Origin of the sequence: Actinacidiphila paucisporea, from assembly GCF_900142575.1 — a bacterium.
Lineage (GTDB): Bacteria > Actinomycetota > Actinomycetes > Streptomycetales > Streptomycetaceae > Actinacidiphila > Actinacidiphila paucisporea.
The window spans coordinates 644131-658004 of sequence record NZ_FRBI01000002.1; the positions used below are offsets into that span (position 1 = coordinate 644131).

At 73.8% G+C, this 13874-nt stretch carries 13 protein-coding genes; 6 read left to right on the plus strand and 7 right to left on the minus strand.

Features of this window, described 5'->3' with window-relative positions:
* The first annotated feature begins 144 nt into the window (after positions 1–144).
* From BUE44_RS05965 to npdG, 3 genes are all read left to right on the plus strand, one after another.
* Positions 145–801 (plus strand): biliverdin-producing heme oxygenase, encoded by a 657-nt coding sequence (locus BUE44_RS05965; RefSeq protein ID WP_073494429.1) that lies wholly within the window; start codon positions 145–147, stop codon positions 799–801.
* Positions 802–968: 167 nt separating this feature from the next.
* Complete coding sequence (gene ddaH, locus BUE44_RS05970) at positions 969–1880, plus strand: dimethylargininase (protein ID WP_407640002.1); 912 nt, start codon at positions 969–971, stop codon at positions 1878–1880.
* Positions 1881–2169: 289 nt separating this feature from the next.
* Entirely contained in the window at positions 2170–2922 is a 753-nt protein-coding gene (gene npdG, locus BUE44_RS05975; RefSeq protein WP_073494433.1) for an NADPH-dependent F420 reductase, read from the plus strand.
* Between the two features lie 36 nt (positions 2923–2958).
* Here the strand turns inward: npdG and BUE44_RS05980 are convergent, their stop codons facing one another.
* Entirely contained in the window at positions 2959–3903 is a 945-nt protein-coding gene (locus BUE44_RS05980) for an NADP-dependent oxidoreductase (protein ID WP_200804336.1), read from the minus strand.
* A 141-nt stretch (positions 3904–4044) separates the two neighbouring features.
* Between BUE44_RS05980 and BUE44_RS37775 the strand changes: the two genes are divergently transcribed.
* Positions 4045–4212, plus strand: coding sequence for a hypothetical protein (locus BUE44_RS37775; RefSeq protein WP_200804337.1), 168 nt, complete (start codon positions 4045–4047; stop codon positions 4210–4212).
* 55 nt (positions 4213–4267) lie between these two features.
* Here BUE44_RS37775 and BUE44_RS05985 read toward each other — a convergent pair whose 3' ends face one another.
* The gene (locus BUE44_RS05985; protein WP_073494435.1) at positions 4268–5053 is read right to left on the minus strand and encodes a site-2 protease family protein; all 786 of its coding nucleotides are present in this window, start codon (positions 5051–5053) and stop codon (positions 4268–4270) included.
* Between the two features lie 176 nt (positions 5054–5229).
* Between BUE44_RS05985 and BUE44_RS05990 the strand changes: the two genes are divergently transcribed.
* Positions 5230–8628 (plus strand): BTAD domain-containing putative transcriptional regulator, encoded by a 3399-nt coding sequence (locus tag BUE44_RS05990; RefSeq protein ID WP_073494437.1) that lies wholly within the window; start codon positions 5230–5232, stop codon positions 8626–8628.
* Positions 8629–8646: 18 nt separating this feature from the next.
* Here BUE44_RS05990 and BUE44_RS05995 read toward each other — a convergent pair whose 3' ends face one another.
* The 5 genes from BUE44_RS05995 to panB all read right to left on the minus strand — a co-directional run bounded on the left by BUE44_RS05995 (position 8647) and on the right by panB (position 13028).
* The gene (locus BUE44_RS05995) at positions 8647–9480 is read right to left on the minus strand and encodes an ABC transporter permease (protein WP_073494439.1); all 834 of its coding nucleotides are present in this window, start codon (positions 9478–9480) and stop codon (positions 8647–8649) included.
* Positions 9477–10649, minus strand: coding sequence for an ATP-binding cassette domain-containing protein (locus tag BUE44_RS06000; protein WP_407640003.1), 1173 nt, complete (start codon positions 10647–10649; stop codon positions 9477–9479). The genes BUE44_RS05995 and BUE44_RS06000 overlap by 4 nt, the downstream gene beginning before the upstream one ends.
* Before the next feature lie 28 nt (positions 10650–10677).
* Entirely contained in the window at positions 10678–11358 is a 681-nt protein-coding gene (locus tag BUE44_RS06005; protein WP_073494441.1) for an anti-sigma factor family protein, read from the minus strand.
* Complete coding sequence (locus tag BUE44_RS06010) at positions 11355–11846, minus strand: sigma-70 family RNA polymerase sigma factor (protein WP_235001929.1); 492 nt, start codon at positions 11844–11846, stop codon at positions 11355–11357. The genes BUE44_RS06005 and BUE44_RS06010 overlap by 4 nt, the downstream gene beginning before the upstream one ends.
* Before the next feature lie 309 nt (positions 11847–12155).
* The gene (gene panB, locus BUE44_RS06015) at positions 12156–13028 is read right to left on the minus strand and encodes a 3-methyl-2-oxobutanoate hydroxymethyltransferase (RefSeq protein ID WP_073494444.1); all 873 of its coding nucleotides are present in this window, start codon (positions 13026–13028) and stop codon (positions 12156–12158) included.
* Between the two features lie 170 nt (positions 13029–13198).
* On the opposite strand from panB, the gene BUE44_RS06020 reads away from it, so the two are divergent.
* On the plus strand, positions 13199–13873 hold the full coding sequence (locus tag BUE44_RS06020; protein ID WP_073494446.1) for a methyltransferase domain-containing protein: 675 nt from the start codon (positions 13199–13201) through the stop codon (positions 13871–13873).
* Position 13874 lies beyond the last annotated feature (1 nt).

The following is a 13874-nucleotide window of genomic DNA, read 5'->3' on the forward strand; positions in this document are numbered from 1 at the left end:
GGGAATGAACACCCGCCGGGGGTGGAAGTGTTCCTCCGGCGGGATTTCCCGACAGAATGTCGGCAAGGCACTCGCTCAGACGTACCGAATCGCCACGAACAGCCCGGCGGACCAGCAGGTTCGCCGCCAGGAACCGGAGGACCCATGTCCGCGCAGCCCTTCTCCACCGTCATCCGCGCCGCGAGCCGGCAGCAGCACACCGAGGCGGAGAATTCCGCCTTCATGGCCGATCTGCTGGGCGGCCGGCTCGGCGTCGCCGCCTACGCGCGCTACACGGAGCAGCTGTGGTTCGTCTACCGGGCGCTGGAGGAAGGCGCGGCGGGGCTCGCCGACGACCCGGTGGCCGGACCCTTCGTCCGGCCCCCCGAGCTGCGCAGACTGGCCGCGCTGGAGAGCGACCTGGACCGGCTGCTCGGTGAGGAGTGGCGGCAGCGGGCCTCGCCGCTGCCCGCCACCGCCCGCTACGCCGCCCGGATCACCGAGACCGCGGCCGACTGGCCGGCCGGCTACGTCGCCCACCACTACACCCGCTATCTGGGTGACCTGTCCGGCGGCCAGATCATCCGCGACATCGCGGAGAAGACCTGGGGCCTGCCCCACAAGGGCGACGGGGTGCGCTTCTACGTCTTCGAGGGCATCGACAACCCCGCCGCCTTCAAGCGCGGCTACCGCCGGCTGCTCGACGCCATGCCGCTCGACGAGCTGGAGCGGCAGCGGGTCGTCGACGAGTGCCGGGCCGCTTTCGCGCTGAACAGCGCGGTCTTCACCGCGCTGGGCGAGGCCTTCCCGCGCACCGCCTGACCCGGGCGGTCGCGGCACGATCGACGGCCGCCGGGCGGCCCCGAGGCCGGAGCTTCTGCGGCGCGACCGCCCTTCCGTACGAAGTCGGGCTCCCAGAGGGGTGATCGGGCGCACAATCCTCGTAGTACGTCCCCGGCCGGGCCGATCGTCCGGCGGGGGACGCCACTGTGCACCCCAGGCCCACTCACCACCACGAGGAGCCCTCATTGCGCACTGCGACCCCCCGCCGGTATCTGATGTGCCCCCCGGCGCACTTCCGCGTGGCGTACTCCATCAACCCCTGGATGGACCCCGACAAACCGGTGGACCCCGCGCTCGCGCTCTTCCAGTGGGAGGACCTGCGCGACCGCTACCGCGCGCTCGGCCACACCGTGGAGATCCTCGACCCGGTCGCGGGCCTGCCCGACATGGTCTTCGCGGCGAACGGCGCCACCGTCGTGGAAGGGCGGGTGCTCGGCGCGCGGTTCGCCAACCCCGAACGGGCCGCTGAGGCCCCGGCCCACCTGGCGTGGTTCCGGTCCCGCGCCGAGCGCTTCGCCGACGTACGCGAGCCCGAGCACGTCAACGAGGCCGAGGGTGACTTCGCCGTCACCGGCAGCTGGCTGCTGGCCGGGCAGGGCTTCCGCAGCAGCCCGCTCGCGCACGACGAGGCGCAGGAGTTCTTCGGCCGCCCGGTGATCAGCCTGGAGCTGACCGACCCGCGCTACTACCACCTGGACACCGCTCTCGCCGTCCTGGACGACACCGCGGACGACGTCATGTACTACCCCGGCGCTTTCTCCCCCGGCTCCCGTGCGGTCCTCGCCCGGCTCTTCCCGACGGCCCTGCTCGCCACCGCCGAGGACGCGGCCGTCTTCGGACTCAACGCGGTGAGCGACGGCCGCAACGTCCTGCTCCCCCGGGAAGCGGCGGCCCTGCACGACCCGCTGCGCGAGCGCGGCTACGTGCCGATCGGCGTCGACATGTCCGAATTCCACAAGGCCGGCGGCAGCGTCAAGTGCTGCACGATGGAGCTGCGACCTGCGCGGGGCGGTCACGACGCGACGGCCTCGGCGGCCGTCGGGGTGCCCACCGTGTGACCACCCGTCGCGCACGTCGCCACCGTCCGAACGGGGCTGTCCCCGTCGCGCCCGGCCCACCGACCGGTGGTGGGCCGGGCGCGCAGTTCTCCCCCAGAGCTTCGCCTGGGGGATACCCCCACGCGCCCCTGGTGGTCGCCCTCTGGGCAAGGCCGCACCCCTCAGGTGCTGGGCGCGCACGGTGCGGGCCGGGTCGCCGGAGGGTGGTGGGCCCCGCCTGGTGGGTGATACGGGACACCCGTGGGGGGCGCCCGGCGCCGAGGGCGGGCGGACCTGGCAGGATCGCGGCATGACTCACGCTGACGACAGCAGGACCGCGGCGACCGACGAAGCCCCCGCCGCGGAGGCCAAGGCGCCGGCCAAGGCGCCGGCGAAGGACCCCTGGGAGCTGCCCGACGTGTCGGGGCTGGTGGTCGGGGTGCTCGGCGGTACCGGCGACCAGGGCCGCGGCCTGGCCTACCGGCTGGCCAGGGCCGGCCAGCAGGTCGTCATCGGCTCGCGCAACGCCGAGCGCGCGCAGACCGCCGCCGCCGAACTGGGCCTCGGCGTCGAGGGCGCCGACAACGCGGAGTGCGCCCGGCGCAGCGACGTGGTGATCGTCGCGGTGCCGTGGGACGGCCACGCCAAGACCCTGGAGTCGCTCCGCGCGGAGCTGGCCGGCAAGCTCGTGGTGGACTGCGTCAACCCGCTCGGCTTCGACAAGCAGGGCGCGTACGCCCTCACGCCCGACGAGGGCAGCGCCGCCCAGCAGGCCGCCGCGCTGCTCCCCGACTCCCGGGTCACCGCCGCCTTCCACCACCTGTCGGCGGTGCTGCTGCAGAACCCGCTGATCGAGGAGATCGACACCGACGTGATGGTGCTCGGCGAGTCCCGCGCCGACACCGACATCGTCCAGGCCCTCGCCGCCCGCATCCCCGGCATGCGCGGCGTCTTCGCCGGCCGCCTGCGCAACGCCCACCAGGTCGAGTCCCTGGTGGCCAACCTGATCTCGGTCAACCGCCGCTACAAGGCCCACGCGGGCCTCCGCCTCACGGACGTCTGAGCCCCACGACCCCGGCCCGGCGCCCGGCCGGGCAGCTCAGGAGACGCTCAGGACGATCTTGCCGCGGCGGCTGCGCTGCTCCAGGGCGGCGTAGGCGGCGGACGTCCCCGACAGGGGGATCACCTGGTCGACGGGGACCGTGAGCCGGCCCGCGTCGACCAGGCGGGTCAGTTCGACGAGGCCGGCCCGGTCCGGCTCCACGACGAAGAAGGTCCCGCGCGGGCCCTCGCCCGCGGGCGGCTCGGGCGGCTCGGGCGGCTCGGGCGGCGAGACGATGCTGACCAGCACGCCGCTGTCCCGCAGCACCTGCCACGAGCGCTGCTGCACGTCGCCGCCCGCGGTGTCGAAGACCAGGTCGACGTCCCTGACCTGGTCCTCGAAGGGTTCCGCCCGGTAGTCCAGGGCCCGGGCGGCGCCCAGGCCGCGGACGAAGTCCAGGTGGTCGGCGCCCGCCGTGCCGATCACCTCCGCGCCGAGGGCGGCCGCGATCTGGACGGCGAGCGAGCCGACGCCGCCCGCCGCGCCGTGCACGAGCACCCGCCGGCCCTCGGCCGGCCCGCCGTGCCGTACCAGGCCCTGCCAGGCGGTCAGCCCGGCGAGGGTGAGGGCGGCTGACTCCTCGAAGCCGAGGCCGGCCGGCTTCGGCGCGAGCACCTCGGCCGGCACCGCGGTGAATTCCGCGGCCGCGCCGTCCCGGGTGAAGGGGATCAGCCCGAAGACCTCGTCGCCCGTGCCCGGGCCCTCGACGACGACCCCCGCCAGCTCCTTCGCCGGGGTCGCCGGCAGCCGCGGCTTGCCGCCGGGTGCCAGGCTGTCGGTCCAGGTGGCGTCCCAGGCCAGCTCGCCCGCGGTGATCGAGGCGGCCCGCACCTGGACCAGGACCTCGCCTTCGCCCGGCACCGGGCGCGGCGCGGTCTCGTAGGCCAGTACCTCGGGTCCGCCGCGGCGGTGGCCGCGTACCGCGTGCATGGTGGTGTCCACGAGACGTCCCTTCCGCGCCCGGCGGCGCTGTCGCCCACCAGTCAACCGGCTCCCCGGGCCGCCCGCCTCCCGGCTGCGGACCATGGGGGACAATGGGCGCACACAGCCCGTACGCACGTGTCAGGACAGGAGCCGTCCCGCATGCCCCGCCTCGCCCTCTACGCACTCCTCGTGTGCGTCCTCGCCGTCGCCGCCGCCGTCGTGTCCTTCGTGAACGGCAACTGGCTGGGCGTGGTGTGGGTGCTGCTCGCGGGCGTGTCCAGCAACATGTGGTGGTATCTGCGCAGGAAGGCCCGCGCGACCGCGTGAGCCCGCCCCCGGCGGGACGAGGGCCGGCGAGGGAGCGCTTCCGGACGCGGACCCGTCAGTGCTTCCAGAAGCGGAAGAGCCAGTAGCCGTACTCCACGGCGATGTCCGGCACCTTGAACCAGCCCATGACGTGGTAGACGCCCTCGAAGAACTTGTCGTTGACCGCCGGGATGTAGAGCACGCCGAAGGTCGCGATCAGCCCGAAGGGCGCGAAGGGCTCCACCTGGCGGCGGAAGTTGTACGGCAGCCACGGCTCCCAGATGCCGTAGCCGTCCAGGCCCGGGATCGGCAGCAGGTTCAGCAGGGCCGCGCTGACCTGGAGGAAGGCCAGGAAGGCGAGGGCGAAGAGGAAGGTGCGCGGCCAGCTGTCGATGAGGCCCATCGTGAAGGGCAGCATCAGCACGGCGGCGAACAGCACGTTCATCAGCGGGCCCGCGGCCGAGATCAGGCTGTGCCGCCACCGGCCCCTGATACGGCCCCGCTCGATGAAGACCGCACCGCCGGGCAGGCCGATACCGCCCATGATCACGAAGATCACCGGCAGCGCGATGGACAGCGCGGCGTTGGCGTATTTCAGCGGGTTGAGGGTGAGGTAGCCCTTGCCGCCGATGGTGATGTCGCCGCTGTGCAGCGCGGTACGGGCGTGCGCGTACTCGTGCAGGCACAGGGAGACGATCCAGCCGGACACGACGAACAGGAACACCGCGAAGCCGGCGTCCGAGGCGAAGCCGCTCCACACCGCCCACCCGGACACGGCCATGACCGCCGCGATGCCGAGGAAGACGGGGCTGACGGCCCGCTCCCCGCCGCCGCGGGCCTGACGAATCGGCGTGACGCTCATGCGAGTGCTCCAGCTTCCGACGGCAACCGACCCCGGCGGCGCACATCGCCCCCGGGCGCCCGATCATCCCACGTCCCCGCCACCGCGAGGGGTCGCCCCCGGGGCGCCGGGGAATACCGGGTGCGGCCAGCAGGGACGGTCGCCGCGCCGGAGGCGACTGGCGTAAGAATGGGGCCGTGCGATACACGATTCTCGGCACCACCGGGGCCCTGCGGGACGACGGGGAGCCGGTCGCCCTCGCGGGCGGGCGGCTCCGTGCGCTGCTGACGGCGCTCGCGCTGCGGCCCGGCCGGGTGGTGACCGCGGACGTGCTGATCGGCGAGGTGTGGGACGGGGAGCCGCCGGCCGGCGGGACGGGGGCGTTGCAGGCACTGGTCGGGCGGCTGCGGAAGGCCGTCGGCCATGACGCGGTCGGCTCGGTGGAGGGCGGCTACCGGCTGGCCGCCGCGCACGACGACGTCGACCTCTACCGTTTCGAGCGGCTCGCCGCCGAGGGCGCCCGTGCGCTGGACGACGGGGACCCGGTCAAGGCCGCCACGCTGCTGGCGGACGCGCTCGCGCTGTGGCGCGGCCCGGCGCTGGCCGACCTGCCGGACCGCGGCACCGCCGCCGTACGCAGCGAAGCGCTGCGCCTGGACACCCGGCGGCTGCGGCTGGCCGCCGAGCTGGAGCTGGGCCGGGCCGCCCACGTGCTGCCCGAACTGGCGGGGCTGGCCGCCGACCACCCGCTGGACGAGCCGCTGCACGCGCTGCACATCCGGGCGTTGCGCGCGGCGGGCCGCACAGCCGACGCGCTGGCGGCGTACGACGTGGTGCGCCGGTCGCTGGCCGACCAGCTGGGCGCCGACCCGAGCCCGGAACTGCGCTCCCTGCACGCCGAGTTGCTCAACCCCCGGCAGGAGCCGCCGCAGCCGGCCGAGCCGGTGGGGCGGCCGGGGAGCCGTCATGGCGGGCCCGGCGGCAACGCCCGTATCCGGCTGACGAGTTTCGTCGGCCGGGAGGCCGAGATCGCCGCGGTGGGCGCGGACCTGTCCCGTGCCCGGCTGGTGACGATCACCGGCCCGGGCGGCACCGGCAAGACCCGCCTGTCCCAGGAGGCCGGCGACCTGGTCGCCGGTCGCTGGCCGGACGGCGTCTGGTACGCGGAACTGGCCCCGGTCAGCGACCCGCGCACCCTCCCCGAGGCCGTGATCAGCTCGCTCGGGCTGCGCGACACCCAGCTGCACGGTGGCGCCGCGGAGACGGCGATGGCCGTGGAGACCAAGGTCAAGGACCCACTGCGGCGCCTGACCGACCACCTCGCGACCCGCGAGATGCTGCTGGTGCTGGACAACTGCGAGCATGTGATCGACGCGGCCGCCATGCTGGCCGCCCAGCTCCTCGCCGAGTGCCCGGGCCTGGCGGTGCTGGCCACCAGCCGTGAACCGCTGGGCGTGCCGGGGGAGTTGATACGCCCGCTGGACCCGCTGCCGGAACCGACCGCGCTGCGGCTGCTGGCCGACCGGGGCGCGGCCGCCCGGCCCGGCTTCTCGGTGGACGACGACCCGGTGGCCTGCGCCGAGTTGTGCCACCGCCTCGACGGGCTGCCACTGGCCATCGAGCTGGCCGCGGCCCGGCTGCGCAGCATGTCGCCGCGCGGGCTGGCCGACCGGCTCGACGACCGCTTCCGGCTGCTGACCGGCGGCAGCCGTACGCTGCTGCCGCGGCAGCAGACCCTGCGGGCCGTGGTGGACTGGTCCTGGGACCTGCTCGACCCGGCCGAACGCGCCCTGCTGCGCCGCCTGGCGGTCTTCCGCGGCGGCTGGACGCTGGAGGCCGTCGAGGCGATCTGCACCGACCTGCCCGAGGCGGCCACCCCACCCGCCGAGAGCGCCGCACCGGCCGCACCGGCCGACGGGGCCGCGCTCGGCCCGGCCGACGTCGCCCCGCTGCTCGCCTCCCTAGTCGACAAGTCCCTGGTCCTCGCCGAACTGACCGCGGACAGCGAGCGCTACCGCATGCTGGAGACGATCTCCGAATACTCCGCGGAGCGGCTCGACGAGTCCGGCGAGCGGTCCGCGGTCGAACAGCGGCACCTGACGTACTTCCGCGAATTCGCCCGCAGGGCGGACCCCTTGCTGCGCCGGGCCGGCCAACTGGCCTGGTTCGAGCGGCTGGAGGTCGAGCACGAGAACCTGCGGGCCGCGCTGCGCCGGGCGGTGGACGCCGGCGCGGAGGAGGACGCGCTGCTGCTGGTGCTGGGCTGCAACTGGTTCTGGGAGGTGCGCAACTACGTCTCGGAGCGCCGCTACTGGCCCAAGCGGGTCGCGGGGATGGGCCCCGACCCCTTCGCCGAGCCGCCGACGACCCGGCCGGTCGAGCGCGGGCCGCTGGAGGACCCGCCGCCGCTGAGCCGGGAGCAGCTGCACGAGGCCCGCCTCTGGGTGCGGGTCATCGACATGGCGGCCAACGACGAGGAGGCGGAGTGGTGGACGAAACCGAGCATGGTCGGCATCGGCCGCTCGCTCATCGCCAACTACCCGCCCGAGCTGCCCCAGTCGGCCCGCTTCCCCGGCATCCTGCGCGCCTACGGCGCCTTCTTCACCGGCGACTTCGGCCGGCTGCAGGCGCTCGTGGAGGACACGGTGGCCGCCTGCCGCCGCTACGGCAGGGACTGGGAGCTGGCGTACGTGCTGCAACTGCGGGCGAAGATCAACAACGACGTGGCCGAGCGCATAGCGGACTCGGTCCTCGACATAGGCGAGAGCCGCCGGATCTTCCAGCGGCTCGGTGACGAGTGGGGCATGGCCGAGACGCTGTCGGCGGAGGCCGAGGCCGCGGGCAACGCGGGCGACTGGGAGCACGCCGCCCGGTGCTGCGTCGAGGGGATCGAGCTGGCCCGCAAGATCGGCTCCCCGCAGCACGTGCCGGTCCTCACCGTGCGGCTCGGCGATGCCATGGTCAACGCCGGCCAGGTCGAGGAGGGCATGCGCAAGCTCCGGGAGGGCGTGGACGACGCCACCCGCACCGGCACCGACCAGGACGGCGCAGGCTTCTTCGGCAGGATGATGCTCGCCGGCGCGCTCGGCAGCACCGGGCGGCCCGCGGAGGCGCTGGAACTGATCGAGGAGACGATGGCGCGGGGTGTCGCCGCCAGCGGGCAGCCCGCCTTCGTGATGGGCATGCTGAAGGGCATGAAGGGTTCCCTGATCGGCAGGCTCGGCGACCCGGAGGGGGGACTGGCCCTGCTGCACGAGGGCCTGGCGACCCTGGCCGAGCACCCGCTCGCCGAGGTGATCACGCCGCGTCTGGGCATGCTGCTCGCGCCCGGCGCGATCGAGCTGCTGACGCTGCTCGCCGAGCGGGGCGGTCCCGACGGCGCCACCGAGCGCCGGGCCCGCCGCGCCGCGGCCGTCATGAACGTCCACGACCGGCTCCGCCCGTCGGCGGTCCCGCCCGGCGTGCAGCGCGAACTGGACGACGCCAGGGCGCGGTTGACCGCGCTGCTCGGCGAGGACGGATACGCCGCCGGATATGCCGAGGGCGACGGCCCCGATCTGCGGGAGGCCGTCGCCCTGATGCGCGACATCGACTGAGCCGCAAGGCCCGGTCCGTCAGGTCTTCTTGCGGAAGCGCGCCACCGCAAGCGGCGCGGTCACCGCGGTGATGCCCACCGACCAGGCCAGCGTGATCCACACCGAGTGCGCGACGGCACCGCCGTTGATCATGGCGCGGGCCGCGTCCGCCAGGTTGGACAGCGGGTTGACCCTGGTGAAGCCCTCCAGCCAGCCCGGCATCGTGGTGGGCTTGGCGAAGATCGAGCTGCCGAACTGCAACGGCATCAGCACGAGCATGGCGACCCCCTGTACCGCCTGCGGCGTCTTCATGGTCAGGCCGAGCAGGATGAAGATCCACATCAGCGAGGCGCCGAAGACCGCGGACAGGGCGACGGCCCCGAGCAGGTGCAGCACGTCGGTGTGGACCGTCAGGCCGAGCGCGAAGCCCACGCCCAGCAGGATCAGGGTGGCGATCATCATGCGGCCCAGCTCGACGACGATCTTGGCGATCAGGACCGAGGAGCGCGCGATGGGCATCGTGCGGAACCGGTCCATGACCCCCTTCTTGAAGTCGTCGTTGATGCCGGTGCCGACCGCCATCGCGATGTTCATGCCCATCATGGCCATCAGGCCGGGCACCACGTAGTTCACGTACTCCTGCTGGTTGCCCTTGCCGGCCACCGCGCCGCCGAAGACGTAGACGAACAGCAGGGTGAAGATCACCGGCATCAGCAGGACGTCGAACATCGACTCCGGGTCCTGCTTGATCTGCAGCATGTTGCGCCGGGCGAGGGCGCCGATGTGGCGCAGGTTGGCCCGCAGGCCGATCCGGCCCTCGGCGGCAGCGGCGGCCTTGGCCGGCCGGTCCAGTGTGGCCGTGGCCGTGGTCATACCGTCACCTCTTCCTTGTCGTCGGCGGGAGCGTCGTCGGCGGGAGCGTCTTTGCCGGGAGCGTCCTCGGCGGAAGCGCCGTTGGCCCGGGTGTCCCTCGCGGGGGTGTCCTTCGTGAGCGGGGCCGCGTCCGCCGGGGCGTCCGTCGTGGCCTTCCTGCCGGTGATCGCCAGGAACACCTCGTCCAGGCTGGGCAGATGGGTGCCGATGTGGGCGATGCCGAAGCCGCGGGTGGCCAGCAGGCCCACCACCGCGGTCAGCTGGCCGTCGTCGACGATCGGCACGTTGACCGCGCCCGCGGCGCGGTCGGTGCGCACTCCGGCGACGCCGTCGATGCCCGCCGCGTCGATCGCGTCCGCCATCGCGCCGAGCTGGTCGGGCTGCGAGGGGACGATCTGCAGCGTCCGGCCGCCGACCTTCGCCTTCAGCTCCGCGACCCTGCCGCTGGCGACCACCCGGCCGCGGTCGATCACCGTCAGCTCGCTGGCGAGCTGCTCGGCCTCCTCCATGTATTGCGTGGTGAGCAGCACGGTGGCGCCCTCCGCCACCATCCGCTGGACCTCTTCCCACACCTCGTTGCGGGTCCGCGGGTCCAGGCCGGTCGTCGGCTCGTCCAGGTACAGCACCGACGGGTTCCCGATCATGCTCGCCGCCAGGTCGAGCCGGCGGCGCATGCCGCCCGAATACTGCATCGCGGGCCGCTTGGCCGCCTCGGTCAGCGAGAACCGCTCCAGCAGCTCGTCCGCCCGGGCCTTGGCCTGCCTGCTCGGCAGGTCGAGCAGCCGCCCGATCATGTAGAGGTTCTCCCGGCCGGACAGCTTCTCGTCCACCGAGGCGTACTGCCCGGTGAGCCCGATCACCCGGCGCAGCTGCCGGGGCTGGCGCAGGACGTCGTAGCCCGCCACCCGGGCCGAGCCCGCGTCGGGCTTGACCAGCGTGGACAGCACCCGGACCAGCGTGGTCTTCCCGGCTCCGTTGGGCCCGAGGACACCGAGCACCGTCCCCTGCCGTACGTCGAGGTCCACCCCGTCGAGTGCCTTGGTCCGGCCGTAGTGCTTGACCAGCCCCCGTACCTCGACGGCGGCGCCTTCTTTGCTCAGTCGCGTCGTCATGCCCACCACAGTGGCGGGTCGCCCTGACACGGCACCGACATCCCGCCGACGCGCCATGTCGGCGGGAGGGCCCGCCGCGTCGGGCCTACGTCGGTACGGTGACGAGCAGGGCGCCGGTGTCGGTGCGGACGTCGAAGTGCGTGATCGCCGAGGCGTGCAGCCCCGCGGCACCGTGCACGGTGAGGGGCGCCGGCCTGGCGTCCGTGCCGTAGCCGCCGGACGGGACGGACCAGGTGGCCACCGTCTGCTGCTTGCCGTCCGCCCCGTACGCGATGAGGCTGCAGGTCAGGGGCCCCTCGACGCCGGTGAGACGCAGGTCGACCACGCTGCCCCACCCCTTGTCGGTGACGCCGACGACCGCGGACACGCCCGTCGCGGGGTCGGAGGCGGTGTGCTGGTCGGAGCCGAAGGTCTGGACCGCCGCGGGGGAGCCGCCGCGGTCCTGGGCGGCCAGCACGGCGACCGCCGGGCCGCCGACGACGAGGACCGCGGCCGCCGCGATCGAGACCAGGCGCCGCCGCCGGTGCGCCCGGCGCTCGCCCGCGACCTCCGCGAGCAGCCGGTCGAGCACCGCGTCACCGCTGGGCATCCGGGCGAAGGCCAGCCCGTCGTCGCGCAGCTCGTCGAGCACCGGCAGGACCCCGCTGAGCTCGTCGAGCTCGTGCCCGCACAGCTCGCAGTCCAGCAGGTGCGCCTCGAAGCGCGCCATCTCCTCGTCGTCCAGCGCGCCGAGCAGGTAGGCGCCCACGTCCATGTGCGGGTTCATGAGGTGGTCACACCTCTCTCCTCCAGCGCGTTCCGCAGGGCGCGCAGCGCGTAGAACACCCGGGAGCGTACGGTCCCGGGCGGCAGCCCCAGCTCCTCGGCGGCCTCGTTTACCGTACGGCCGCCGAAGTACGTGGCGACCAGCGCCTCCCGGTGCGCCTCCGACAGGTCCTGCAGCGCGTCCGAGATCGTCATCAGCCGCAGCGAGCGCTCCATCTCGTCGTCCGCCGGCAGCTGCTCGAGCGCCGCCGGCGACGTCTCCGGCGGGCGGGCCTGCCGGCTGCGATGGGAGTCGATCACGATCCGCCGGGCCACCGTGACCAGCCACGGCCGCAGCGACCTGGCGGCCGGGTCGAGCCGGGAGGCGCTCTTCCACGCCCGCAGCAGCGTCTCCTGCACGACGTCCTCGGCCAGGAAGCGGTCGCCCGCCACGAGCCGGAGCACGTAGGCGTACAGCGCGCCCGCGTGCTCGCGGTACAGCGCCCGCATCAGCTCCTCCTCCGGGGCCGAGCCTGCGGGCTCCGAGGGTCCGAGCGGTGGTCCGTCCACGGGCGCATCCTGCCCTACCCGGGGCGCCCGGTCGAGTTCGCCGGTGAGGGCGCCGCCACGTGTGGTGAAGGTCATGCCGACTTCCCGTATGCGCCGGTGGCCGCCGCCCCTGGGTGGGGTACCCCCAGGCGGAGCTCTGGTGGAGCTCACCCACCCATACGGACGCGGCGGCGGGATGTCTCAAATGAACCGGCGGCACTTCGGAAAAACCCGGAAGTGTCGGGACACCCGCCGCCCGCGCCCCGGCACCTAGTGGAAGGTGTGCTCCTCGGCCGGGAAGGCCCCGCCGACGACCTCCTCGGCATACGCCCTGGCGGCGTCGCCGAGGGCCTGCCGCAGGTTCATGTACTGCTTGGTGAAGCGCGGCACCTTCCCGCCGGTCAGCCCGACCATGTCGGTCCACACCAGCACCTGCGCGTCGGTGTCGGGGCCGGCCCCGATGCCGATCACCGGGATGTGCAGCGAACGGGTGACCTCGGCGGCGACCTCGGCCGGGACCAGTTCGAGCACCACCGCGAAGGCACCGGCATTCTGCGCCGCCTTCGCGTCCCTGATCAGCTGCTGCGCCGCCTCCTCGCCGCGGCCCTGCACCCGGTGACCGAGGGTGTTCACCGACTGCGGGGTCAGGCCGAGGTGCGCCATCACCGGGATGCCGGCCTGCACGATCGTCTCGGTCTGCGGCAGCGACCGCTCGCCGCCCTCCAGCTTCACCGCCCCGACCCCGGCCTCCTTGACCAGCCGGGTGGCGCTCCGCAGCGCCTGCACGGGCCCCTCCTGATACGACCCGAAGGTCAGGTCCCCGACGATCAGTGCCCGGCTCGTCCCCCTGACGACGGCCGCGGCCAGCATCGTCATGTGGTCCATCGTGACCGGCACGGTGCTGTCGAAGCCGAGGTGACAGTTCCCCATCGAGTCCCCGACCAGCAGCACCGGGATCCCGGCCTCGTCGAAGACCGACGCGGTCATCGCGTCGTACGCGGTGAGCATGGGCCACCGCTCCCCCCGCTCCTTGGCGAGCGCCAGGTCGCGCACGGTGACCCGCCGCGTCCCCGCCCCGCCGTAGAGCGCCTTGGGATTGTCGCCGCCCGCGGGCGTCGTCTGGGCAGCCGGAAGTTGCGTCATGGTGACAGCTCCCTCATGTCATCTCGAGGCGCCCTGACGGCGTCCCCGGATCCCCTCCATGCTGACACGCCTCGCGGAGACCGCAAAGGGGAGGTGCGCTGTGCGGTACGGCACGATCCCCGAACGCAAACCGGGTGCGCGGGGCGCGGCCCGCTCCCTAGGGTGCGCGCATGGACTGGCACACCTGGCACGACCTCTACGACACCCCGAACTCCTCCCTCGGCCGGCGGCTGCTCGTCGTCCAGCAGCACGTCCGCGCGGCGCTCGACGCGTATCCGGCGGGGCCGATCGGGGTCATCAGCGTCTGCGCCGGGCAGGGCCGCGACCTGATCGAGGTGCTGGCCGGGCACCCGCGGGCGGCCGACGTGACCGCGCGGCTGGTCGAGCTGGACCCGCGCAACGTCGCCGTGGCCCGGCGGGCGGCCGCCGCAGCCAAGCTGGACCGCGTCGGGGTCGTCGAGGGCGACGCCGCGCTGACCCGCCTCTATGGAGGGGCCGCGCCGGCCGACCTGGTGCTGATGTGCGGGGTGTTCGGCAACATCACGGACGACGACGTCCTCGCCACGGTGGACCACTGCGCCGCGCTGTGCCGGCGGGGCGGCACGCTCGTGTGGACCAGGCACCGCAAGGCGCCGGACCTGGTGCCGCGGATCTGCGACCGGCTCGAAGCGAGCGGCTTCGACCGCCGCTTCCTCTCCGAGCCGGACGCCGGGTACGGGGTCGGCGTCCACCACCGCACCGCGGAGCCGCGGGCGCTCGCGGGCGACGCCCGCATGTTCACCTTCGTGGGGTACGACGCGCTGGCCGCGAGCCGTGCGCCCGCGGCCCCGGGCTCCTCGGCGTAGG